Origin of the sequence: Mycobacteroides sp. PCS013, from assembly GCF_049532645.1 — a bacterium.
Taxonomy (GTDB): domain Bacteria; phylum Actinomycetota; class Actinomycetes; order Mycobacteriales; family Mycobacteriaceae; genus Mycobacterium; species Mycobacterium gwanakae.
In genome coordinates this window covers 3406491-3429825 of the sequence record NZ_CP150131.1, presented here as the reverse complement: position 1 = coordinate 3429825, position 23335 = coordinate 3406491, and the positions used below count along the sequence as shown (strand labels likewise).

25 protein-coding genes are annotated in these 23335 nt (G+C 65.1%); 14 read left to right on the top strand and 11 right to left on the bottom strand.

The genetic code is table 11. The features are described from left to right. Nucleotides 1-177 precede the first annotated feature (177 nt). The 4 genes from RHO23_RS17260 to RHO23_RS17245 are packed head-to-tail and all read right to left on the bottom strand — an operon-like array spanning nucleotide 178 to nucleotide 5154. On the bottom strand, nucleotides 178-2160 hold the full coding sequence (locus RHO23_RS17260) for a 5-oxoprolinase/urea amidolyase family protein (RefSeq protein WP_423489248.1): 1983 nt from the start codon (nucleotides 2158-2160) through the stop codon (nucleotides 178-180). A gap of 5 nt (nucleotides 2161-2165) precedes the next feature. Then, the gene (locus RHO23_RS17255; protein ID WP_264920213.1) at nucleotides 2166-2774 is read right to left on the bottom strand and encodes an urea amidolyase associated protein UAAP2; all 609 of its coding nucleotides are present in this window, start codon (nucleotides 2772-2774) and stop codon (nucleotides 2166-2168) included. Continuing rightward, the gene (locus RHO23_RS17250; RefSeq protein WP_264920212.1) at nucleotides 2771-3604 is read right to left on the bottom strand and encodes an urea amidolyase associated protein UAAP1; all 834 of its coding nucleotides are present in this window, start codon (nucleotides 3602-3604) and stop codon (nucleotides 2771-2773) included. Before RHO23_RS17250 ends, RHO23_RS17255 begins: the two co-directional genes overlap by 4 nt. After that, nucleotides 3604-5154, bottom strand: coding sequence for an amino acid permease (locus tag RHO23_RS17245; protein ID WP_423488078.1), 1551 nt, complete (start codon nucleotides 5152-5154; stop codon nucleotides 3604-3606). Before RHO23_RS17245 ends, RHO23_RS17250 begins: the two co-directional genes overlap by 1 nt. Nucleotides 5155-5414: 260 nt before the next feature. On the opposite strand from RHO23_RS17245, the gene RHO23_RS17240 reads away from it, so the two are divergent. Together RHO23_RS17240 and RHO23_RS17235 are read left to right on the top strand one after the other, a co-directional pair. Further along, nucleotides 5415-6074 (top strand): TetR/AcrR family transcriptional regulator, encoded by a 660-nt coding sequence (locus RHO23_RS17240; protein WP_264920208.1) that lies wholly within the window; start codon nucleotides 5415-5417, stop codon nucleotides 6072-6074. Between the two features lie 74 nt (nucleotides 6075-6148). Further along, the gene (locus RHO23_RS17235; protein ID WP_264920206.1) at nucleotides 6149-7018 is read left to right on the top strand and encodes a cyclopropane mycolic acid synthase family methyltransferase; all 870 of its coding nucleotides are present in this window, start codon (nucleotides 6149-6151) and stop codon (nucleotides 7016-7018) included. A gap of 25 nt (nucleotides 7019-7043) precedes the next feature. On the opposite strand, the gene RHO23_RS17230 is transcribed toward RHO23_RS17235, so the two are convergent. Beyond that, complete coding sequence (locus RHO23_RS17230) at nucleotides 7044-7883, bottom strand: polyphosphate kinase 2 family protein (protein ID WP_264920205.1); 840 nt, start codon at nucleotides 7881-7883, stop codon at nucleotides 7044-7046. A 24-nt stretch (nucleotides 7884-7907) separates the two neighbouring features. Further along, on the bottom strand, nucleotides 7908-8627 hold the full coding sequence (locus tag RHO23_RS17225; protein ID WP_423488077.1) for a TetR/AcrR family transcriptional regulator: 720 nt from the start codon (nucleotides 8625-8627) through the stop codon (nucleotides 7908-7910). A gap of 76 nt (nucleotides 8628-8703) precedes the next feature. On the opposite strand from RHO23_RS17225, the gene RHO23_RS17220 reads away from it, so the two are divergent. From RHO23_RS17220 to RHO23_RS17195, 6 genes are all read left to right on the top strand, one after another. Further along, nucleotides 8704-10038 (top strand): DUF445 domain-containing protein, encoded by a 1335-nt coding sequence (locus RHO23_RS17220; RefSeq protein WP_423489247.1) that lies wholly within the window; start codon nucleotides 8704-8706, stop codon nucleotides 10036-10038. Between the two features lie 99 nt (nucleotides 10039-10137). Continuing rightward, complete coding sequence (locus RHO23_RS17215) at nucleotides 10138-10554, top strand: helix-turn-helix domain-containing protein (protein ID WP_030096397.1); 417 nt, start codon at nucleotides 10138-10140, stop codon at nucleotides 10552-10554. Between the two features lie 32 nt (nucleotides 10555-10586). Then, the gene (locus RHO23_RS17210) at nucleotides 10587-11237 is read left to right on the top strand and encodes a hypothetical protein (RefSeq protein ID WP_030096398.1); all 651 of its coding nucleotides are present in this window, start codon (nucleotides 10587-10589) and stop codon (nucleotides 11235-11237) included. A 48-nt stretch (nucleotides 11238-11285) separates the two neighbouring features. After that, nucleotides 11286-11564 carry a DUF2516 family protein gene (locus RHO23_RS17205; protein ID WP_064409641.1) on the top strand — a complete coding sequence of 93 codons (279 nt, stop codon included), beginning with the start codon at nucleotides 11286-11288 and terminating at the stop codon, nucleotides 11562-11564. Next, on the top strand, nucleotides 11564-11941 hold the full coding sequence (locus RHO23_RS17200; RefSeq protein WP_070920979.1) for a DUF2599 domain-containing protein: 378 nt from the start codon (nucleotides 11564-11566) through the stop codon (nucleotides 11939-11941). The genes RHO23_RS17205 and RHO23_RS17200 overlap by 1 nt, the downstream gene beginning before the upstream one ends. A 355-nt stretch (nucleotides 11942-12296) precedes the next feature. Beyond that, nucleotides 12297-12758 carry a transglycosylase family protein gene (locus RHO23_RS17195; RefSeq protein WP_030096401.1) on the top strand — a complete coding sequence of 154 codons (462 nt, stop codon included), beginning with the start codon at nucleotides 12297-12299 and terminating at the stop codon, nucleotides 12756-12758. 34 nt (nucleotides 12759-12792) lie between these two features. On the opposite strand, the gene RHO23_RS17190 is transcribed toward RHO23_RS17195, so the two are convergent. Beyond that, the gene (locus RHO23_RS17190; protein WP_423488076.1) at nucleotides 12793-13611 is read right to left on the bottom strand and encodes an isocitrate lyase/PEP mutase family protein; all 819 of its coding nucleotides are present in this window, start codon (nucleotides 13609-13611) and stop codon (nucleotides 12793-12795) included. 18 nt (nucleotides 13612-13629) lie between these two features. On the opposite strand from RHO23_RS17190, the gene deoC reads away from it, so the two are divergent. Continuing rightward, a complete protein-coding gene (gene deoC, locus RHO23_RS17185; protein ID WP_070923039.1) occupies nucleotides 13630-14322 on the top strand; it encodes a deoxyribose-phosphate aldolase in 693 nt (230 codons plus the stop codon). Here the strand turns inward: deoC and RHO23_RS17180 are convergent. From RHO23_RS17180 to RHO23_RS17170, 3 genes are read right to left on the bottom strand one after another with little or no spacing between them, the layout of a single operon-like run. Further along, the gene (locus RHO23_RS17180) at nucleotides 14319-15272 is read right to left on the bottom strand and encodes a DUF2993 domain-containing protein (protein WP_046254844.1); all 954 of its coding nucleotides are present in this window, start codon (nucleotides 15270-15272) and stop codon (nucleotides 14319-14321) included. The two genes, deoC and RHO23_RS17180, sit on opposite strands and share 4 nt — an antisense overlap. Before the next feature lie 15 nt (nucleotides 15273-15287). Then, nucleotides 15288-16076, bottom strand: a complete 789-nt coding sequence (locus RHO23_RS17175) for a carbon-nitrogen hydrolase family protein (protein ID WP_064409638.1) — start codon at nucleotides 16074-16076, stop codon at nucleotides 15288-15290. Nucleotides 16077-16086: 10 nt separating this feature from the next. After that, nucleotides 16087-16896 carry a class I SAM-dependent methyltransferase gene (locus RHO23_RS17170; RefSeq protein WP_423488075.1) on the bottom strand — a complete coding sequence of 270 codons (810 nt, stop codon included), beginning with the start codon at nucleotides 16894-16896 and terminating at the stop codon, nucleotides 16087-16089. 128 nt (nucleotides 16897-17024) lie between these two features. Between RHO23_RS17170 and RHO23_RS17165 the strand changes: the two genes are divergently transcribed. From RHO23_RS17165 to RHO23_RS17155, 3 genes are read left to right on the top strand one after another with little or no spacing between them, the layout of a single operon-like run. Next, nucleotides 17025-17483 carry a lipoprotein LpqH gene (locus tag RHO23_RS17165; RefSeq protein ID WP_030096411.1) on the top strand — a complete coding sequence of 153 codons (459 nt, stop codon included), beginning with the start codon at nucleotides 17025-17027 and terminating at the stop codon, nucleotides 17481-17483. A 55-nt stretch (nucleotides 17484-17538) separates the two neighbouring features. Then, nucleotides 17539-19224, top strand: coding sequence for a hypothetical protein (locus RHO23_RS17160; RefSeq protein WP_423488074.1), 1686 nt, complete (start codon nucleotides 17539-17541; stop codon nucleotides 19222-19224). Continuing rightward, nucleotides 19206-20414 (top strand): CHAT domain-containing protein, encoded by a 1209-nt coding sequence (locus RHO23_RS17155; RefSeq protein ID WP_423488073.1) that lies wholly within the window; start codon nucleotides 19206-19208, stop codon nucleotides 20412-20414. The genes RHO23_RS17160 and RHO23_RS17155 overlap by 19 nt, the downstream gene beginning before the upstream one ends. Nucleotide 20415: 1 nt before the next feature. On the opposite strand, the gene RHO23_RS17150 is transcribed toward RHO23_RS17155, so the two are convergent. Continuing rightward, nucleotides 20416-20853 (bottom strand): hypothetical protein, encoded by a 438-nt coding sequence (locus RHO23_RS17150; RefSeq protein WP_423489246.1) that lies wholly within the window; start codon nucleotides 20851-20853, stop codon nucleotides 20416-20418. A 68-nt stretch (nucleotides 20854-20921) separates the two neighbouring features. Here RHO23_RS17150 and RHO23_RS17145 point away from each other — a divergent pair, with 68 nt between their 5' ends. Next, entirely contained in the window at nucleotides 20922-22250 is a 1329-nt protein-coding gene (locus RHO23_RS17145) for a hypothetical protein (RefSeq protein ID WP_423488072.1), read from the top strand. Continuing rightward, the gene (locus RHO23_RS17140; RefSeq protein WP_423488071.1) at nucleotides 22247-23326 is read left to right on the top strand and encodes a hypothetical protein; all 1080 of its coding nucleotides are present in this window, start codon (nucleotides 22247-22249) and stop codon (nucleotides 23324-23326) included. The genes RHO23_RS17145 and RHO23_RS17140 overlap by 4 nt, the downstream gene beginning before the upstream one ends. Nucleotides 23327-23335 lie beyond the last annotated feature (9 nt).

The following is a 23335-nucleotide window of genomic DNA, read 5'->3' as shown; positions in this document are numbered from 1 at the left end:
ATGGTGCCCGCGAGGGCCCGCGCCACAGCCGGGTTGTTGGCGGAAGCCCCTACTTTTGGGCCCTGGAAATGTCGGTGTGCCCATTTCTCTTGACCAAGATCGCCTGGGGTGGTTAATTCAGACAGCAAAGTGACACGCCCCGGTATTCGCGAGCGAGGGGTTCGGGGCGCTCACTTGCTAGACCCGGGCGAATTCGCCCGCAGTGCTCCATGCTTCGCGCTCGGCCGCGTATGCCGAGCGTTGGTGATCGCGGAACTCGCCTATTGACGTCGCGTTTTGGGCAAGGAACGTTGAGTATTCGGCCATGGAGAACTCACCGTCGGTGATCGTGACGCCGCCGGTGCCGCGTCCGGTGGCAAGCTCGTCGCGCAGCTCGAGCAGCTCTTCGGAGCTCACCGGGTACCAGCTGATCTGGTCGAAGAACCGCAGCAGCCACGGCGTTCCGGGTTCGAATGCGCCGGCGTTGTCCGGGTGCCGATGGTTCCAGATCTGTACGGTCCGCCCCACCAGCTGATATCCGCCGGGTCCCTCCATACCGTAGATGCACAGATACGCCCCGCCGATGCCGACGGCGTTCTCGGGGGTCCAGGTACGCGCCGGGTTGTACTTGGTGGTCACCAGGCGATGCCGGGGATCGACGGGGGTGGCCACGGGTGCGCCCAGGTAAACATCACCCAGACCCAGCACTAGATATGACGCGTCGTACACCGTGCGATAGACGTCGTCGACGGTGTCTAGGCCATTGATGCGCCTGATGAATTCGATATTCCATGGCATCCACGGGGCATCTGCGCGCACACCCAGGCGGTAGCGCTCCATAGCGTCGCGGGCCGATGGGTCGTCCCACGATAGAGGCATGGCCACCCGGCGGCTGGGCACCACCAGCTCGTCGGAGGCAGGCAGATGCTCGTCGATATCGTCGAGCAGTCCCAACACCTTGCCCATGGGCAGGCTGTCGGGATCGAAGTGCACCTGCAGCGAACGGATGCCCGGAGTCAGATCGACGATGCCGTTGGTGTGGGTGTCCTCGAGCCGCTGGTGCAATGCGTGGACGCGCGCGCGTAGAGCCAAATCCAGTGTGATGTCGCCATATTCGACCAGAATGTTGTCATCGCCGCTGCGCCGGTACGTCACATCGGGTGCGTCTTCGCGTGCCGGACGGTAGGCCAGTACGCCGTCGTCGCCGTCGCCACGAGTGGAGAACACCGAGGGCCAGTGCCCACGCCGATCGATACCGATCGAGCGCAGCGACGCGCTGCGAGAGGCCTCGATTCTGACGAATCGGAGGGTATCGCCGGCGCGCAGCTGCCCCAGCTTCCACCGGTCGGCCGAAACCACCGTGACCGGGCAGACGAACCCGCCCAGACTGGGGCCATCGGGGCCGAGCAAGATGGGGGTGTCGCCGGTGAAGTCCAGGGCGCCAATCGAATACGCATTGTCATGGATATTCGACGGATGCAGGCCCGCCTCACCACCATCGGTGCGCGCCCATTGAGGTTTGGGCCCGATGAGGCGCACCCCGGTGCGGTCGGAGTTGAAGTGGACCTCGTAGTCGGTGGACAGCAGTTCGTCGATATCGCTGCGGGTGAAGAAGTCGGGTGCGCCGTGTGGCCCCTCGGTGACCGCGAGCTCCCAGTGATGGCCGATGGCCGGTTGCGCGTCACCGGGAATGCATTGCGGTTCGGTGCCGTCGGAGTGCCCCAGCGGGAGGGCATCCCCGGCGGCCAGGGCACGTCCCGCTGGACCGCCGAACCCGCCGAGGGTGAAGGTGGCTGCGCTGCCCAGAAAGTGCGGCACCTCGATGCCGCCGGCAATCAGCACGTAGATCCGCATACCGGTGTCGGCCGCGGCACCCACTGCGAGCGTGCCGCCAGCGGGAACGGTGACGGCACGCCACTGGGGGACCGGCTTGCCGTTGACGGTGACCAGTGCCGGCGCCCCGGTGACGCAGACGAGTGTGTCTTCGGTGAAATGCAGGGTGGGACCGGCGAGTGTCGCCTCCAGCCCCGGGGCGCCCTCAGAGTTGCCGACGGCCTTGTTGCCGAGTCGGAAAGACAGGTCGTCCATCGGGCCGGACGGTGGCACACCCACCTGCCAGTACCCGGTGCGTCCGGGCCAGTCCTGCACCGTCGTGAGCATGCCCGGTGCGGTGACCGTCATGATGCTCATACGCTCTCCACCACCATTCGTACCGGGGTGGGATCGAATCCGTTGCACGGGTTGTTGATCTGCGGGCAGTTCGACACCAGTACCAGGGTGTCCACCTCGGCCCGGAGCTTGATCTTCTTTCCCGGTGCTGAAAGGCCGTCCACAATCCCGAGCGTCCCGTCCTCATCCACCGGGACGTTCATATAGAAGTTGATGTTGGACACCAGGTCTCGTTTACCCAGGCCCCACTTGGCGCCTTCCAGCAGAAAATTCTCCACGCACGCGTGCTGGTGTTTGGTGTGGTGGCCGTAACGCAGGGTGTTCGATTCCTGCGAGCATGCCCCACCGATGGTGTCGTGGCTGCCGACCTCGTCCTCCACGATGGTCATCAGCGGGCTACCGTCTTCTGCGCGCAGCACTGTTCCACTGCGCAGGAACAGGTTTGACTGCGCCGCGATGGTCGCCTGTGCCGAATAGCGCACTGCGGTGTCGGTTGCCGAATACAACAGCGTGTCGACGGCCTGGTTGCCCTTCAGGTCGATGATCGTGAGCACATCACCGGCGGCGACGACAGCGCTCCACGGGGCACGGGCAGGGACGACTTCGTCGAGAACCGTGCTTGTCACAGTGTTCCTCCGTTCCGGGCGGCGGCCCAGGCGTCTTCGGTGTTGAGCACCGCACGTTGGTATTCCGGATCGTTGTTGGGCAGATCGGCCAACTCATCGAGCGCGGGCCAGGCCAGCACCTGGACGGGTCCGGTGTCGAAGGTCGGCGACGGATCGAGGGGGTGGGCGGTGTTCACCAGCAGGGCGATCACCGGCAGGTGGATCAGCAGATCCACCGCAGCCCCCGCGCCGGCGGTGCCGGTGCTGTGTAGTGCGCCGTCGGCCTCGGCACGCACCCCGTGGAAGAACGACACCGATGGACCGATGTCCCGCGGAGCCAGCCCGTGCTTTGCGGCGGCCAGCGTGAACAGCTCGCGGCCCGCGGGACTATTCGAATAGAGATCGCCCGCTCCATATTTGGTGGCATTCGCGGTCAGCGTGCTGGTTCCGCAGAAGGTGTCGTGATGTCCGGAGCTGTCGGCGACGATGGTGGCCAGCACCCGGCCCTGATCCGAGAGCAAGGGATGACCGGTGCCGAGATAGGCCTGCCACGGCACCTTGACGGTGTCGGCGACGTTGAGCCGCTCCCATGGGGCATCGACGCGCAGCAGCACCACACTCACGCACGCCGAGCCGGTGACGTCGGTGAGCCGTAGCCGGGTGCCGCGGCCCAGCACCTTGCCGGCGTACCGGCCGCCGGGGATGGTCTCAGCCCAAATCAGGGCCGACGCGGTGATATCGCTGGGGGTCCAGGGCCAGTTGGAGGCGGGCAGCACCGGCATCGCATCGGTGATCTGCCCGGCCTGTGAGCGGGCGTGGTCGCGCGCTCCCTTGGTGGTAGCGGTCGTCATCAGGAGAGCTCCCCGGTGGTGGAATCGGCACGTCGCGGATAGGCCGCGATCCCGGCGACGAGCACCGCGGCGATACAGATCGGCGCTATCCACACCAGGTAGGGGTGTGTGCCGGTCGGATCGAAGACGGCCGCGCGCGGCCAGGACAGGTTGAGCACCATGAACGCGCCGTAGCAGACGGCAAGGATGTTGATTGGGAGCCCGAATCGTCCGAGAGAGAAGAGCTTTCGTCCGTCGGCATCGGTCTGGCCCACATTCGCGTCCCACTTGCTGCCGCCGATGCCCAAGCGGCGCAACAATAGCGGTGTGGTGACCATCAGGTAGGCCAGGTAGATCAGTGCGATGCAGACGCTGCAGAGGCTCGTGAACAGTGCGGCGTTGCCGAAGTTGACCACCAGGATCAAGACACAGCACACCCCGACCACCACCGCTGGCGCGATGGGTGTGCCGGTCCGTGGGTTCACGTGCGACAGCACGGAGGAGAACGGCAGCTTGCCGTCGCGGGCCATCGAGAACATCAAGCGTGAGGCCGCGGTCTGGATGGCCAGGGTGCAGACAAACACCGCGATGGCCACATCGACGAGCAGCAGGGTGCCGAACGGGGAGGCCAGCTTGCTGTCCAATACATATGGAAGGCCGCCGGTGGCGAGCTGGCCGTCGGTCAGGCTGGGGGCGGCCATCAGGGCGCCCAGAATCATCAGCGCCCCGCCGATCGCCGACACCACGATCGCGGACAAGATGGTGCGCGGGGCAACCCGGCGGGGGTTCCGGGTTTCCTCGGCGAGCTCACTGGCCGAACCGAATCCGACAAGCACATAAGCGGCCATGAGCCCCGCTGCCAGGAATGCCCACGGATATCCGCTGCCCGCCTCGCCGGTGAGTAGCACCACGCTCGGACCGCGTTCGGCGCTGGCGAAGAGCATGCCCACCACGGCGACCACACCAACGATCTCGCAGGTGACGCCGATGGAGTTGATGCGGGACATCCAGTTGACCCCGACGGCGTTGATCGCCGTGGTCGCGACCAGAAGCAGCGATCCCAACAACACGGCATTCGAGGCGCCGCTGACGCTGGTCAACGAGGAGTCCGTGCCGATGAGCTGGAATCCGCTCCAGATCGTTGGCAGGACTACCTGCAGTGCGATGGCCGCCGCAGATGCGGTCACGATCTGGGCGATGATCATGAACCAGCCGGCGAACCAGCCCACCACAGCACCGCCGAGCCGCCGGGCCCATTGATAGATGGCTCCCGAGATGGGGTAGCGCGCCGCGAGTTCGGCGAAATTCAGCGCCACCATGTACTGCCCGGCGAAGACGATCGGCCAGGTCCAGAAGAAGGCCGGGCCGCCGAAGCTAAACCCGAATGCGAACAGCTGGAAGATCGTCGTCAAGATCGAGACGAACGAGAATCCGGCTGCGAAAGATGCGAATTTGCCAAGGCTCCGGTGTAGCTGAGGTTTGTAGCCGAACGCGGCAAGGTCGTCGGAGTCGGATCCGGCGATGCTCGCCGCAGACCGCGCCGCGGATTCGGTGGCCATCGGGGCGTTCATGGGCACTCCCAAGTCGGTCCTGGGGCACCGTTTTATGCGCCCTGTCTGGTTGGAAAACCCACTTCTATGTGGGAAGAAATATCTGTCATGCGATAGGTAAGTAAGTCTGACGGGCGCCCGGTACGCATGGGTGACAGTGCCGTTTCGGAACGTGGGCGCGGTGTAACATTGTCGTTTCGCAGATGTCGCAGCGATGACGAAAAGCTCACCACCCGATGGAATGAGGGCGTTGCCGAGCGGTACATGGAAGGGTCGGCACAATGTCAGGACGACCGCGGCGCACCAGTCCGATTCGCGAGGGAAAAACAACCCGCGACGAGATTCTCGATGCTTCGGCCGAGTTGTTCACCACCGATGGGTTCGCGGCAACCACCACCCGGCGCATCGCCGAGTCGGTGGGCGTGCAGCAGGCCTCGCTGTATTACCACTTCAAGACCAAGGACGACATCCTCGACGCGCTGCTGGCGATGACGATCGACCAGCCCCTGCACTACGCGGGGCTGATCGCCGATCGCCCGGAGGCGCCGGTTGTGCGTCTGTACGCGCTGGCGCTGGCCGATGCCGCCCAGCTGGCGGCGAGCCGATGGAACCTGGGTGCGCTCTATCTACTACCTGATCTGCGTGCCGATCGATTCGCGGTGTTCCGGGGCAAGCGGGACCAGCTCCGCACGCACTATCAGGATCTGGCGGCGGCGGCCGGCCGCGCGGACATGATCCGTGATGGGGTGGAGCGGCTACCTTTCCGGCTCGTCGAGTCGGTAATCATGCTTCGCGCCGACGGTGATTCGATCTCTCCGGAGGCGTTGGCGGACGCGACCTTGCGCGTTCTGGGGGTCACAGAGGATGCTCAACAGGTAGAGGGGTCGGCCCGGGCGCTGTTGACGCAGTTGGACTGGCCGGTGGCCGTTCCTAAGAGGTAGGCACAGTTGACCATGCTAGGGTGCCGTCCAGTACAGAGTAGCCAAAATGTGATGGGAATTAGGTGCTGTAGTAAATGTCCGATCTGAAGCCGTACTACGAGGAATCTCAGTCCATATACGACATTTCGGACGAATTTTATGGCCTTTTCCTTGACGAAGAAACCATGGGCTATACCTGTGCGTACTTCGAGCGCGACGACCTGACTCTCGCCGAGGCGCAGCTGGCCAAGTTCGACCTGGCGCTGGGCAAGCTCAACCTTGAGCCCGGGATGACGCTGCTGGACATCGGCTGTGGCTGGGGTGCCTGCCTGGAGCGCGCCATGCGTAAGTTTGACGTCAACGTCGTCGGTATCACGCTGAGCAAGAACCAGAGCGAGTACAGCCGCACGCGTCTGGCGAAGGTCGCCGCGGAAACCGGCCGCACCGCGGAAATTCGCATGCAGGGTTGGGAAGAATTCAACGATAAAGTCGATCGAATTGTGACGATCGGTGCATTCGAGGCATTCAAGCAAGAGCGTTACCCGATCTTCTTCGAACGCGCATATGACATTCTTCCCAGTGATGGTCGAATGCTTCTGCATACGATTCTGGCCCACACCCAGAAATTCTTCCGGGAAAATGGAATTCCGCTTACCATTAGTGACCTGAAATTCATGAAATTCATAGGCGAGGAGATCTTCCCCGGCGGGCAGTTGCCGGCCGTTGAGGATATCGAGAAGCTAGCTGCTGACTCCGGGTTCAACTTGGAGCGCGTGCATTTGCTGCAGCCGCACTATGCCAAGACCTTGGATATCTGGGCACAGAATCTTGAACAGCGCCGCGAGGAAGCCATCAGGATTCAGTCGCAAGAGGTTTACGACCGCTTCATGCGGTACCTGACCGGTTGCGCGGATTTCTTCCGTCGCGGTATCACCAACGTCGGTCAGTTCACCCTCGTCAAATAGCGAGACTTAACAGGCCAACGCCGTCTCACGCTTGCGCGAGGCGGCGTTTCTGTTCCTCAATGTCGAAATCAGCGGGTGGCCACGAGAGATTGAGGCTATCGAGTGTTTCGTCGAGAAGTGCGGTCACCGCGAGCCTGCTGAACCACTTGCGGTCGCAGGGAATGACGTGCCAGGGCGCGTACTCGGTGCTGGTCTGCTCCAGCACCGCTTGATAGGCCTCCTGGTAGGCGGGCCAGAATGCGCGCTCGTCGATGTCGTTGGGATTGAACTTCCAGTACTTGTCCGGACGGTCCAGGCGCTCGGCCAGGCGTTTCTTCTGTTCGTCGAGCGATACGACCAGTGCCACCTTGAGGATCGTCGTGCCGGCCTCCGTCAGCTCCTTCTCGAAGGCGTTGATCTCGTCGTAGCGGGCGCCCCAGACCGTCGGAGGCACCAGGTCGTGGACCCGCACCACCAGGACGTCCTCATAGTGCGAACGGTCGAAGACCCCAAGCTGCCCACCGGCGGGCAGTGCGTTGCGAATCCGCCACAGGTAGTGGTGCTTACGCTCTTCCTCGGTAGGCACCCCGAAGCTCACATGTTCAATTCCCTGCGGATCGACTTGCCCGACAACATGTTTGACGATGCCTCCCTTGCCGGAGGTGTCCATGCCCTGCAGGACCAGCAGCACCGAGCGGTGGTCTCCGCTACGCCCGTTGGCGTACAGCATCTCCTGCAGCAGCCCCAAGCGTTCGGACAGTTCCGCCTGCAGGGCCTCGCCGTCCTCTCGCGCCCCGTCGAACCCCGGTGTGGAACGGGTGTCGACATCGGCGAAATTCAGGCCGGGCCGGTAGCGCAGAGCGGACGTGTCGATCTTGAGGGTCATGCCCTGTGACCCTAGCGAGGTCGGTTACGCCGGGTGGGTTTGACGCGTTTGTAGCGCGGGAGGAACCGGTGACGGATGGGGCATGTCGACGAACGTCTCGCGAGATCCCCCCACACCCACGATGCCCAGCACCGCGTTCCAGGAGATCATCGTCAGGTAGTCGATGAGCTCATCGGAGCTCATCCGCGGGTGCGACATCCAGGAGTGAGTGGCCAATTGGACGCCGCCGACGATCATGTACGCCCACGGCTCCACGCCGTGGGTGTCCATCGACGCTTCAGACATCTGGCGACGCAGTGATAGGGCGAGCATGCGCGCGATGATGCGTTCGGAGTCGGCGATGGCCTTGCTGCGGCTGGTGGAGCTGTTGGCCATGACGAACGGATAGATCTCCGGCTCGGCGGCCACGGTCTCGACGTACACCTTGATCACGGTCCGGGTCAGGTCGTACCCGTCGAGGCGGGCAGTCAGGGCCGTAGCCATCTTGGGGATGAGCGTGGTCTGCGCGAACCGGGTCATCACGGCGGTTGTCAGATCGTTCTTGTCAACGAAGTACCGGTAGAGCACCGTCTTGGAGACGCCGATGTCGGAGGCGATCTCATCCATGCTGATATCGCGCCCCCGGTGCCTGATGGCATCGAGAGTGCCGTCCACGAGCTCGGTACGTCGTTCGACCTTGTGCTTATGCCAGCGGCGCTTGCGACCATCAGTCTTGATAGCCACAGGCTGCGTTTTACTTGCCACGGTTATCGCCACATTCCCATAGTTATCTGTAACCGATAGTACTTGACGGCCCCCGCGGGGATGCGTAACGCGCTCGATACCGGATGATGGAGGCGTGGCAGGCAAGCACAGCGATCAGCCGCGCACGCGGAAAGCACCCGGTGGTGTCTTCGCGATGGGCAATTCGGCCGTCGACGAGGAGCGCCGGAAACAGCTTCGCCGAATGAAAGCCGTGGCCACGGGATTTCTGGTCGGAGCCACCGTGCTGTTTCTGGCGTGCCGTTGGTGGCAGTCGATAGGCGCGCCGGGCTGGGTGGGTTATGTCGGAGCAGCCGCAGAGGCGGGTATGGTCGGCGCGCTTGCCGACTGGTTTGCTGTAACCGCATTGTTCCGGCACCCTCTCGGGCTAAAAATCCCGCACACCGCGATCATCAAACGCAAGAAGGATCAGCTGGGCGAGGGGCTCGGGAACTTCGTCCGGGAAAACTTCATGTCGCCGGCGGTCATCACCGCAAAGGTGCGCGATGCACAGATCGCGGGCCGGCTGGGTAAATGGATGAGCGACCGGTCGCATGCCGAGCGCGTCGCGGCCGAAGCCTCCACGGTGCTTCGGGTCGGCGCGCAGATGCTGCGCGACGAGGACGTGCAGCAGACCATCGACAGTGTGATCGTGCGCCGGATCGCCGAACCCAAATGGGGGCCGCCGGTGGGGCGCGTGCTCTCGACGGTGCTCAAGGAGGACCGCCACGCACCGGTCATCCAGCTGCTGTGCGATCGGGCCTTCGAATGGGCACTGGGCGCCAGCGACACCATTGATCGAGTGGTGGTGCGTGACTCGCCCAGCTGGACCCCCAAATTCGTCGACCACTTCGTGGGTGACCGCATTTACCGCGAGCTGGTCGACTTCACGGATAAGGTGCGTCGCAATCCCGACCACGACCTGCGCCAGTCCGTGAACAGGCTGTTGTACGACTTCGCCGATGACCTGCAGCACGACGACCTGACCATCGCCAAGGCCGAAGCGATCAAGGCCCGGTTGATGGCCCGCGCGGAAGTCCAGAATGCGGCCGCCACCGCCTGGTCCGCCGCCAAGAAGATGATCACCGAGTCGGTGGATGATCCGTCGAGTGAGCTACGTACCCGGATCGCTGACACCGTGGTGCGGATCGGGGAGACGCTGCGTGACGACGAGTCCGTGCGCGACAAGGTGGACGGTTGGGTCGAGCGTGCGGCCCGGCATCTGGTGGATCAGTACGGCGCGGAGATAACGGCCGTCATCACCGAAACGATCGAGCGATGGGACGCCGAGGAGGCCAGTCGCCGGATCGAATTGCATGTCGGCCGTGACCTGCAGTTCATTCGTATCAACGGCACAGTGGTGGGTTCGCTGGCAGGTTTGGTGATCTACACCATCGCGCAGGTGCTCTTCTAAAAAGGCCCTGACCCGGCTATTCCCGACCGGGAGTGACTTGGCCCACATTGCTAACAGAAGTGCTTGCAATAGCTAGCACTGCAGCTTACCGTGGTTCTTATGTCGCAGGAATCAGACCTCGCCACCGCTGTGAGCAACGCCGCTTCCGATATCGGAGGCTTCATCCGCGCACAGCGTGAGGCCGCACAGGTCTCCGTGCGTCAGCTGGCCGAAAAGGCCGGCGTGAGCAACCCGTACCTCAGTCAGATCGAACGCGGACTGCGCCGTCCGTCGGCCGAGGTGCTCAATCAAATCGCAAAGGCGCTAAGGGTTTCGGCGGAGGTGTTATACGTGCGTGCAGGCATTTTGGATCGTAGTGATGCCAGCCCGGTACGGGACGCCATCATTGCCGATACCTTCATCACCGAGCGGCAGAAGCAGGTGTTGTTGGACGTCTACAGCTCATTCGTTCAGCAAAACGCCGAAGCAAATTCGGATCTGGCTCAATCCGACCCCGAGTCCCCTGGCGACAACTGAATAACTTTCCCCATCCCCGAAAGGAATCTGGCATGACCAAGAAGAACACCTCGTTCGAAGACCTGAAAACCCCGTTCTACGTAGCCGTCGGCGCCGGTGACCTTGCCCTGGCGGCCGTCGCCGATGTGGTTGTCAAGCTGCGCGAGCGTGCCGAGGAAGCCGCCTCTGAGGCCGGCGCCCGCGTGGACGAGACCCGCGACCGGCTGCGCGAGCTGTCGGCCGAGCTGCCCACCGACGTCAACGAACTGCGCGACCGGTTCACCCCCGAAGAGCTGCGCAAGGTCGCCGAGGCCTACCTGCAGGTGGCGACCGATATCTACAACAACCTCGCCGAGCGTGGTGAAGAGGCCATCGAGCGTCTCCGCAGCACCCCCGGCATCGAAGAGAACGTGACTCGCGCTGAGGGTCTGGTCGGCAACTACGCCGAGCTGACCGAGCAGGCGCTGGGCACCGTAGCCAGCCAGACTCGCGCCGTCGGCGAGCGTGCCGCCAAGCTGGTCGGCATCGACCTGTCGAGCAAGGCCGCCCCGGCCACCAAGGCCGCGCCCGCCAAGAAGGCTCCGGCCAAGAAGGCCGCGCCCGCCAAGAAGGCCGCCCCCGCCAAGGCTGCTGCCAAGAAGGCTGCGCCCGCCAAGAAGGCTCCGGCCAAGAAGGCAGCGACCCGCACCATTACCCAGAAGTAGGCAATTCCAGCTCCGACAGCCACCCGATCAGCCACGTAGGCTGATCGGGTGGCTTTCACTTTTCATGTCTTCGCGCTGATTTCCCTCGTCGCTCTGGTCGCGGCGATCGTCGCGCTGGTTCATGCCGCGATTCAGCCAGCGGATGCGTTCGTGGCCGCAGAAAAGCAGACAAAAACCACCTGGATAGTCATTCTTGCCGGAGCCGCCGTGCTGACCCTGATTCCGGGGTTGGAGCTGTTGACCGCCGGGATCGCCGCGGTGGCCGCCGGGGTGTACTTCGTGGATGTTCGGCCCCGTGTGCTTGAGGTGCAGGGCAAGTCGCGCTAATGCGTGCGGTCGCGGCGCTGGTCGCGACGGCCGTGCTACTGGCCGCGAATGTGGTACCGGTGGCTGCTGCCGGGCCTGTGCTCATTGACCACGTGTCTTGGGGTGCAACATCTTTGGGTCGCACACTGCGTGTATATCCAACGCCGCTGGGGCGCACCTACGAGGCGCCCGATGGTGCCGATATCGCCTGGGCCGAGGTTCTCGCACTGGCCCCCGACGCGCAAACGCCCGGTATGCGAATGCAATTCGACTGCCATTGGTACGGACGGGTGTTCATTCCGAACAAGCCGAGCTGGAACCTGGAGCCCTGGCGGCCGCAGGTGGACGAGGCATTGATGACGGTGTCTCAGTGCAACCCCGGCGGACCTGAGATCTAGGTCCCTCTGCGGCGGCTCCCGGCACCGCGATTCGCCGCTGCGGCGGGGGCTTCAAGGCGCGCCGCGTAAAGGTAAGCAAATTGCAGTGTGACGTGAATCAATGGCGCCCGTGAATTACATATGTGTAATTCACCCGAGACCGGTGGTTTATCTCGGTGTTATTGGTGGAAGTAAGAATTCACTAAAGCCTCAGACAGCCCAATGGCAACTTTTCTTACCATTCTCCGCTTGCGTAACGCACACCTCGTGAGTAACGATTACAACAGTGATCACAATCTGATCACGACCGGAGTGGCAGGTGGTACATCACGCATCACGTGATCTCTCCGGGCACAGAGGATCGGGGTGCAGTGACATGAAGGTCGTCATGGACCGGGCACGATGGGTACGGGATAGGCGTGCGGTGTGTCTGATCATGAATGTGCTGTTTGCGATGTCGCTGTCCATGACCGCGAGCGTCGCGTCGGCCGACTCTGTGAATTGGGACGCGATTGCCGAATGTGAATCCGGTGGAAACTGGTCGGCAAATACCGGCAATGGTTTCTATGGTGGCCTGCAATTCAAGCCGTCCACGTGGGCATCTCATGGCGGTGTGGGTAATCCCGCCGATGCTTCCCGTGAACAGCAGATTGCCGTGGCCGAGAGTGTTTTGCAGTCGCAAGGTCTTGGCGCGTGGCCGGAATGTGGCGGTGGTGGCAGCGGCCCGATGACCGGTGGGCGCGCGGGATGCCAATTGGTCCCCGGCGGCAGCATCTTCGGGATCGTCAACTTCCGGCAGATGTGCAGCGGTGTCGTCGGACTGATTCCCGCGGGCTAGTCGCGTATCTGGCCGAGTGCGTGCACCGCAAGGCTTACGGAAACAGGGCGTTGGCTTGCGGATAGGGGATGGCTCGGTTCGCGAATCCGAAGGTGCCATGCTGGGCGATTTCCCGTGCTCCGTCGATAAAGGCCCCGAGCGCCGCGCGTGCCATCGCAGACCCGAGACTGATCCGGCGCACGCCCCAGTGGGCGATCTCGTCAATCGAATGGTTGAGCACGAATCCGGCGGCCAGCAGATTGACCGGGCGATCCACCTCCGCGCACACCGCGCGGACCGCGTCTGCGTCCGGCAGGCCCGGTGCGTACACCACGTCGGCACCGGCATCGGCGTACGCCTGCAGTCGTGTGATGGTGTCAGCCAGGTCTGCCCGGCCATACAGAAAGTTCTCGGCACGGGCGGTGAGCGTGAACGGAAAGGGCAGATCGCGCACCGTGTGCGCTGCCGCGGTGATGCGGTCCACCGCCTCGGACAGCGGGAAGATCGGGGCGTCCGGAATCCCGGTGGCATCCTCGATCGACCCGCCGACCAACCCCGAGGCCGCCGCTTCGCGGATCGTCATAGCGATATCCCCGATGGTGGGGCCGCCGTTCTCCAGGTCTGCCGAAACCGGCAGATGCGTGGCCGCCGCGATGTGGGACGCGTTGGCCAGCGTCTCGGCCTGGCTGACCAGGTTGGCGCCGTCCTGCCGTCCGAGGGAGAAGGCCAACCCGGCACTGGTGGTGGCCAGCGCGGGGAAGCCGTAACCGGTGAGGATCCGGGCCGATCCGGCATCCCACGGGTTGGGGACCACGAATATCCCGGACTGGTGAAGGGCAGCGAACACGACCGCACGCTCATGCTGGGAGGTCACGTATGGGACGCTACGCCCATGACGGATTCGGTAGGCACACCGGCGGTTTGGCCCACGCGCGGGGAGGTCGCCGCACGCATCGACCACACCCTGCTCAAACCCGAAGCGACACCCGAGGACGTGCAAGCCCTCATCGCCGAGGCCACCGATCTCGGAGTGCTCGCCGTATGCGTTTCGCCTTCGATGCTGCCGGTGGAGGCTCCCGGGCTGATTGTTGCGGCGGTCGCGGGATTTCCGTCGGGAAAACATCTTTCGTCCGTCAAGGCGCATGAGGCGGCCCTTGCCGTGGCCGCGGGTGCAACGGAGATCGACATGGTGATCGACGTCGGCGCCGCGGTCGCAGGCGATTTCGCCGCGGTACAGGCCGATATCGAGGCAGTCCGGCGTGCGATCCCGTCGGCGACCCTCAAGGTCATCATCGAATCCGCGGCGCTGCTGGAACATGGCGGTGCCGAGGCGGTCCGCCAGGCAAGCCGGGTGAGTGAGGCCGCCGGCGCCGATTTCGTGAAGACCTCCACCGGATTTCACCCGGCGGGCGGAGCCTCGGTGGAGGCCGTGCGGATCATGGCCGAGACGGTCGGCGGCCGGCTCGAGGTCAAGGCGAGTGGCGGTATCCGCACGGCGCAGGATGCCGCGGCCATGCTCCAGGCCGGCGCGACCCGGCTCGGTCTATCGAGTAGCCGCGCCGTCTTGGACGGCTTTCTGCACTAGAAAGACAGGTTCTGCAGGCAGGGGTTCTCGACCGGCTTCATCGGCTGATTGGTGCTCGACAGTTTCACCGTGATGCCGTCGTTGGTGACCTTGACCTCTTGGGCCTTGAGCCCCATCGGGTATTGGCCGCCGACGAGTCCCTTCGAGAAGGTGTCGAGCGCCGGCTGGATGATCTCGCGCGGCAGCCCGATAAACGCGGAGACGTTCTCGGACTGCAGCGTCACCATGCCGTCCTTGATGACCGGCTTGGTGGTGATCTGGGCCAGCCCTCCGGCAGCGCTCAGCGTCACCTCACCGGTGGATTCATTGGTGGTCGCATCGCCCACCAACGATCCGAGCATTCCCGGCACGAGGTCACGGGCGCTCTCGGTGATGCCGGCGGTCGGCCAGGACACTTCCACGTCGAGGCGACCGATCGTGCCGAGCGAGTCCGCCGTCTTCTTCAGCGAGATGTCACGCACCGTGATGGCGACGGACATCTTCTTGGCCTGTGCGATCTGGTTGCCCGCGGTCTTGATCGTGAGTTTGTCGATGTGATTGCCGAGGTATTGCACAACGAGCGGCATCGGGCCGAACGACGCGGTCGCGCCGTCCTGCACCAGGCACGAGGTGGCGGCGTTCACCTCACTGCTGGTCCGCTGGCGTGCGTAGAGCTCGATACCGAGTACAGCGGCCACGAACACGGCGACGACGATGACCGCGATGAGTACCAGCGACCTGTAGTCGCGACCCTTCTCGGGTTCGGCGGGCTGCGGCGGTGCCTCTGCGGACGGGGGTTCGACCGGCGGCGGTGCCACCGGGCTCTGCTGGGTGGGCAGCTGCTCCGGCGGCGGGGTCGGTGCGTGCTCCTGCTGCGCAGGCGGAACCTGCTGGGACGGCGGTTGCCACGGCGAAGGCTCGGGAGGTGTCGATCCAGGTGGTCCGAGCGGCGGCTGAGGCGGTGTCGTCACCCGCGCGATTGTGCCCTATTCGACTGAGGACGGGTTAAGGACGGGCAAGATCTTGCGGGTCTCGGCAACCGCGTCCAGGTTCAAATCCGCGACGATGAGCTCCGGTTCCGGACCCGCCTGTGCGATGAGTTCGCCGGTGGGTGAGGCCAGCAGACTGCCGCCGATCCCTGTCGGTGATCCGCTGGCAGGTGCCTCCAGAGCGGGCAGCGCTTGGTCGGATGCGGCGATGAAGCATGTCGAATCGGCCGCCCGCGCCCGTGCCAGCAGCGTCCATTGATCCCATTTTCCGGTCCCGGCGGCCCAGGACGCGCTGACCGTGATCACTTGCGCGCCGCGTCGTGCCAGGTCGGTGTAGAGGGCGGGGAAGCGGATGTCGTAGCACGTGGTCAGTCCGACGGTGACACCGTCGACCGTGATGAGCACCGGGTTGTCCCCGGGCGCGACGGTCGCCGACTCACGGAAGCCGAACGCGTCGTAGAGATGGATCTTGTCGTAGTGGGTGTCCACGCCGGGGCCGGTGGCCAGCAGCGTGTTGTGGACGCGTCCGTCCGAGGCGGGGGTGAACATCCCGGCGACGACGGTCAGTCCCGCCTCCTGCGCGATCGTGCGGACTCCGTCTGCCCAGGGGCCGTTCACCGGCTGCGCGACGGGGCGCAGGGGTACACCGAATCGGCACATGGTGGCTTCCGGGAAGACGACCAGGGTGGCGCCCTGGTCGGCGGCGTCACGCACCCTGGCCGCGACGGTGGCCAGGTTCTCGGTGGGATCGGCGCTGCTGGTGATCTGCGCCAACACTATCCGCATACCCCCAAGCCTAGGCCAGTGGCGCGACGGCTGCCCACGGTGTCGTCAAGATGCAATCACGAACCTGTCGGCGTTGTGGCTCGACAGGAAAACCGTTGTCGCGCAGTGATTTCAACATCATTCGCCAACGGACTCGGGGGCCGAACACGCCGTGCGGTGCTGCCGACGCCCAACAGCGGTCGGCCGCGGCGAGTAGATCGTGGATGGGCTGGCCCGGAACATTTTGGTGAATAAGGGCTTTCGGTAGTCGCTCGGCCAGATCGGATGGCTTGTCGATATCGAAGGGATCGCAGGCCAGAGTGAGTGTTCGCGGTCCGGACGCGTCGAGCAGTAGCCAGGCGCAGCGGCGGCCGAGCTCGTCGCAGGTGCCCTCGATGATGAGCCCGCCGGGCGCCAGCCGCGCCGCCATCGTGGCCCAGGCCTGCGCCACCTCCGATTCCGGATACTGGCGCAACACGTTGAAAGCGCGCACCAGAACCGGTGTGTGGCCTGCCAACTCGAATCCGCCGAGACCGAAATGGACCCCGTCACGCGGGGGAACCACCCGTGCCGGATCGATCTCCAGCCCCACCACCTGGACATCCTTGCGAACCGTCCGCAGCCGTGAGGCCAGCTCCAGGGTGGTGGTGGGCATGGCGCCGTATCCCAGATCGACCACCAGGGGGTCGGCGGCACCGGCCAGCACCGCCTGCACCTCGGGGTGATGGACCAGCCAGCGGTCACTGCGGCGCAGCCGGTTGATCCCGGTGGTGCCACGGGTGATGGCCCCCTGTGGGCGGGTGGGCGAGGACCCAGGTCGGGGGGTGGGGGAGGGTGCCACGTCTCCATGGTGCCTGGACGGCTGCTGCCTGCGGTAATCGGGATTTCTTGGGATCGGTAGCGGATGGGCCCGCCTTCACTTGAGCCATGACGGAGCCATCGGGGCGACGGACGATGAAGGGACAGATGATGAATCGAGTGATCGTGGGTGCCATGGGACTTCTCGCCGCCGGTGCGGTGGTGGTGGGCTGCTCGACCGACAAGCCGGGTGGATCGCAGGTCAGTTCGGGCAGCAACGCCGAGGTCAAGGTGGACGGCAAGGACCTGGCCGGCCTCGACCTCAAGTCGGTGACGTGCGTCAAGCAGGGCGGCAAGATCAACGTGGCCAGTGGCGCCGTCAACGGCCAGCAGGGTCTGGGTGTGGTGATGACCGACGAGGCGCCGCCCAAGGTGCAGTCGCTGGGATTGGTGTACGACGGTGCCGCGCTCGCGGTGAGCAGCGGGATGGGTGCCAGCGTCGGCTCGGCCGATGTCAAGGTCGACGGAAAGACGTACACCATCACGGGCGAAGCGTCGGGTGCCGACGTCAAGAACCCGATGGCCGGGATGATCACCAAGCCGTTCACCATCAAGGTGAGCTGCGGCTGACATCTCGACTGCGGCGGGCGTGCACAGCACGCCCGCCGCTTTTTACTATTCGGAGGTGACGATCATCGGTGACCTGGAGCGGGCCCGTCACCTGGCGCTGGCGGCCAAGGAAGAGGCCGCCAAGGAGATCTTGTTGTCACTGCTGGCCCAGGCCGAGGAGGCCGACCGCGACGATCTGGCATGCGAGGTGTTGGCCCAGCTTGCCGAGGTCTATCTGGTGCGTACCGCCTACGACGGCGTGACGGAAGGTATACGGCGGATTCGTGAGTGTCTGTCCTCCTACGCGGAAATTCGATCGGGGCGGCGCCCCGATCTGGCCGCGCGGGTCACCATGTCCGAGGCAGAGATCGACCACCTGATCTGTCGCTACACCCGGCGTGCCGCGTTCCTCGCCGCCGGATTGGCGGCGGCCAGCGGTGATCACGACGGTGCCGCGGCGAGTCTGGACACTCTGATCGATACGCCCGGGGACTTCGAGGATTTGGCCATCGAACAGCGCGGCCTGATCTGCTACGCCAGAATTTTGATGGCCAGGGGTTTGTGCGACGACGATATGTATGCGGACTCGGTGCCGATATGGGCCGTCCTCCTCGATCAGCTCGAGGAATACGCGGGTGCGGGTGACCCCGAGTCCGATCATCTGTTTGTCAACGGAGCGTTGTCGTATGGCCGGTTCTGCGTCGAGACCGGCCGGCTTGATGAGGCGCAGCCGTGGCTGCGGCGCGCCGAGGCGCGCGCCGGCGCGCGGGACTGGCAGTTGGCCGCTGCCCGTGCGCAGTTGGAGCGTGCCGCGGCGCGGTGGTCGGACGGCGATATCGCCGAAACCCAGACGCTGGTTCACCAGGCATACCCGGCGATTGCCGATCACGTCCGGGCGCACGATGTGTCCCGTAGCTGGCTGTACTTCGGCTTGATCAGATTCCGGATGGGCGCGCTGGACGAGGCCGACGAATGCTGGGGGCATGCCGAGCGGCATTGGCGCGAGATCGAAAAGCCGCTGCACATTCACCGAATCCTGCTGCAGCGCAGCTGGATCTCCATTCTTCGCGGTGACTTCGCCGTTGCGGTCGAGAAGGTGGCGCAGGCCCGGGAACTGCTGGACTCGTACCCGCGGCACAGCTGGCTGCAGTATGCCCGTCTCGACGATCAGCTGGGCAATATCTGGCGTGCCGACGCGCTGGCCGATCTTGGTCTCGACCCCGCCACCGGAGCGGTGCCCGGTGATGTGGACGGTCCCGGTTACCAGCGCGCGATGTCGAAGCTTCAACAGGCCGCAGACCTGAAGGTGCCTGCGGCGCTGGCTGTCGACGCGGTGCGCTACGCCATCCCCGATGCGGGTGCGCGGATGCGCTGGGCCAGGTGTGTGTCGGCGCCGCTACTGGCGGGCGCCTTCGCGGTGGCGAAGGAATGGGGCAACACCGTTCTGCTCACCGAGTTGATTGAATATCACAGTGCACGAGGGGCTTTCACTGCTGAGCTGAGCGAGAAGCAGGCAGGTTCGGCGCCCGGTGCCTGGGCCGCGATGGCCACTGCGGCGGTTCCCGTCGAGGGGGATCTGGCGTTGGTGGCCGCGGCTCCGCCAGTGCAGGCGGATGGTGGGCTCACCCGCCTCGGGCCGCTGCCACCGATGCGGATGGATCCCGCCGGTGATCAGATCATGAGCGGCTATCGGGAACTGGCCTGGCAGCGGTATGGCCGTGAGGTCACCGCCGCCGATGACGAATGGTCGACCTGGCCGTGACCGACACCTTGGTTCTGCGATTCGCCGATCTCGGCATCGCCACCTACGCGAGCCTGCGTGTGGTGGGAGATCCGTCCCGGACGGTCACCTGGGTCATCGAGCAGCAAGCCCTGGAAATTGCCTGCGGCGCGCTCTTTTCCGCGCTACCGGATCCGTCCGAGTCTGAGACTGCGCTCCTGGCCATCGAACGGGCGCTGACCGTGGGAGCCTTTGCGCGGCCTGATGCCGAACTCGACCTGGCCCGCGCGTTGGGTTCCCAGTTGGTGGCCGCCGACGGCTGGAAGCTGTTGTCCGAGTCCGTGTCATCTCCGCGTGCGGTGCTGTTTGTGACACCCAGTCCACGGTTGTCCCGGGTGCCCTGGGGGCAGTTGGCCATGCCGGGCACAGATGGTTTCCGGCTGATGGAGCTGGTCGACGTGCTGATGGCGGTGCCGCCCAATATCGTGCATGCGCCACGGCAGCCGGCGCGGTGGTGCGATCGTCACAACGGTCCTGCGGTACTGCTGCTTGACCCGCGAGTTCCCGGGCAGCGCCCGGATTCAACGTTGGGTTCGGTGCTGGGCCGTCCGTCTCCGGAGGCGCCTCTGACCCGCCATTTCGGCGAGCTGATGGACGCTTGCCAGGTGCTGCCTGCGGTCGGCGCACCTGTGGAACTGTTCCGCCGGAACGATATCGACCGCCACCGGCTTGCGGAGATGTGTGCGCAGCGCCCGGCCAGAATGCTGTACGTCGGCCACGCCAGCGCGGCGGAGGGCACCGTCGGCCACGCCGAGCGGGCGGCCCTGCATCTGGCCGAGGAGCACCCGCTGACCGCCGCCGACATGATGGCCGCGCGGCTCTCGATCCCGCCGCGAGTGGCGTTGTTGGCCTGTTCGTCTGGCGGCGATTACCGCTTTGATGAGGCGACGGGGCTTGCCGCCGCGATGATCCTGGGTGGGGCGGAGTTGGTGACCGCGACCCTGTGGTCGCTGCCGACAGCAGCTGCCTACAGCCAGTTCTCCACGCACACAACAGATCCCATGGCCGAAACGGTCGCAGAGGTGGACCGTGCGCATTGCGAAGAGGATGCCGGCCGCGCGGTGAATCGTTGGCAGCGAGTTCAGCTGCGGCGCTGGCGCGACGGCGACCATGCGGCGAGCCCGCTGCATTGGGCGGCTGTGGTCAGTTTCGCCGTTGACGGTGCCCGTTGAATCAGCCGGCGTGCACCCGGACCGCGATGATGCTGTGGTCACCCGGCCGGTAGTACGCGTCGACGATGCTGCCGGGCGCCATCTTCGGCAGCGTGGCGGCAGGTATCACCGCCGTCTCCCGTGCCGGGAACTGGCCACCGTCCGGCCGCGTCACCATGAGGTCCAGTTGCACCTCATGGCCCGCGCTGGTGGCATTCATCCCGGTGACGACTCCGCGGGAGCGGGTGCCCTGGGCGATCACCGCGCGCTGCGCCCCGGTCAACAGCCGCTTGCGGATCAGCAAGTGGTCGAATTCGGCGGCGAATTCCTCGATCGTGACGAGTCGTTCGTCGGCCTCTTCGTCCGGATGCGCCGACGTGTTCCGGTGACCGGACAGCAACGCCGCGCATCCACCGAAGACTCTGGCAATGGTGGGAAACAGTCCTGTGTTCATGTCGATAGCGTCGGCCCGCCCGGCTGCTACCGAACCCAACTTTTGGTCGGCAGACAACGATTACCCTTGTGACGGTGAGCATCGGGTCGGCAACATCCGAGGCCGCCGTCGCGGTGCAGTCGGCGGTGCCGCGGCGTGCCGTCATCGACCGGGCCTGGCGTGCGATCGGCTCCGGCGTCGAGGTGCTCAGCACCGACGATGGCGGGCCGCTGCGCCGGACCGTGAAACGAATCCTGGACCCGCTGGTCCTGCGGTTGCGTAGCAATGCGGCCTTTTCCGCGCCGGTGCTGGGGGCGGAGGTGGCCGCGGCCATGCATGCCTTGATCGTGGGGCATGGCCCGCAGTTGCGGGCCACCGCAGACTGGTTCGTGATGCTCAAGGCCGAGCGGCGCCGGCAGCGCATCACCACAGGCAACGCTCAAGAGCTGTACTTCCCGGTGTGTTTCGAATTGGCCGTCACCAAAGGTGTTCCGCAGGTTGCGGATCGGCACACGGTGATGGAGATTCTGCACGACCTGCATCGCGACCGGGACCGGACGGCGATCGAGGTACTCAACCGTCACGTCGAGGACCCGGATGTGGTGGCCCGGCTCGCCAGGTTGCGGGATCGGAGCTGGCGCGATGTGCGGCCGGACGACAGCATCACGGGACCGTTCTTCACGGGCCTCACCACGGTGCTCGGCGCGGCCGACAGTCATGGCGAGATGTCGGCGCGCCAACGGGTGTGGGCGGCCCTGATTGCCGATGCCACCCCATACAACCTGGGCGCCAGCGCGCATGGCGACGCTTCCGCTCTGCCGTGGTCCATTGTCGACATCGGGTTGAGTTCCGCTGAGCCGCAACGGCCTCCGGTCATCGACGGAGAAACCGAGGGCGCCCGTCCGATGGATCGCAGCGTTGTTGACCGGGTACGGGCCACGCTGCGCCGGGCGCTGGATCGCGACGAGCTGCCCGATGTTCCCTTGCTGTGTGCCGAGGAGGTCGACCGAGCCTGCGCCCCATGGGGTCTGCTGAGCGAGGACAAGCAGGCCGCTCTGCTGGCCGGCGTCGAGGTGGCCACGGACCTACGGCCACTGGGTGATTCGGTGGCGACGCGCTACGAGTTGTCCGGACGCGTCCAGGCTCGGCTCGCGAAAGAGGCCTACGTCATGCATGCCCGGCGCTACCTTGCCGCCGGTGACGCCATCCACCCCCGACAGCGCCAGGTCATCGACGACCTGACCGCATTCGCACGGCCCTACCTGAGCAGGTTGTGGGCCCGGTTGCACGGTCGCGATGTCTGGCAGGAATCCTGCGGTGACGTCGATGATCTCCGGTCGCTGCTGGAAGGGGTGGCACGCTCGGTGAGCCTGGACCACCGGCAGCGGATAAAAGCCATGCTGGAATTGCAGGTCGCCGGATGAAACTGATCAATGAATCAGGTTTGTGGACAACAGGTCCTGTGCCTGCGCCGGTTCCGGCGGTCGCCGTTCTCGAGGTCAGCGGTGCGGTGTTGTCGTGGTCGATCGAAGCCCTTGCGGATCCGCCGGTGATCAGCTTCACGGATGCGGAGCGGGCCGACTGGATGTGGAGGGTCCTCGGCGAGGCCGGACATGTCGCCGTCGTCGAGGCGCTGCGTGATCGTGATCCCACAGAGGTGATCGAGCTGTCGTCGGTGTTGGTGCTACCGGGATCTACGGATGTCTTGCGGCGGTTGGCGTTGGGGCATTGGTTTCGGAGATGGTGGCCGGCCAGCCGCCGTGACGGCATTGCCGTACTGGACCGGTCGGTGCTCGACGCCGAGCTCGCGGTGCTGACTGCGGCGGCCGAGGATTATTTCACCGACGACACCTTGGACGCGGATGTCGCTGGGCTGTTGGCACCGCATGGCGCGGCACTGGGTTCTCATCGTGACCCGCGCGTGGATTTGCTCGTGGCACGGTGCCGCGAACTTGCCGATGAGATTGGACTCCAGTGGGATTCACCGGACAGCGGGGCCGCACGGCGCGAGGACTATGCATTGGCCGCCGGCTCTGGTGGCGAACCCCGGCCCCCCGGCGCGATCGCTTTCGGCAGCGTGACGATCGCCTGGTCGGACGTGCCGCCGGGGATTTTCGACGCGGCCGAGCAGAATCTCGGATGGGCGGTCGTTACCGAGGATGCGACGGTGACCGCCCGGGTGCGGGCGGCGATATCCGGCCCGGAATCGTCCGAAGGTATTCCGGTCTTGTTGCGCTGCGGTGTGTTTCATGCGGCCGGCGTGCTGGATGCCGATGGCGGCGCGGTGCTGCCGGTCTTGGACGCACAGGAGCGGCCCGCTGAAGAGGTGCCGGCCTGGAATGCCGACTGGTCGGCGATGCGAGTGAGCGTGGGCGCCGGTGGCGCGGGTGAGCCCAGTGGGTTACGCGATCGGGTGCGGGCTTTCGCCCGCTCCCGACTGGCCAGGCCGGCCGATGACGCGTTCCTCGCCGAGCTGCTGGCCGCCGAGTCGGACTACTGACACCCGCAT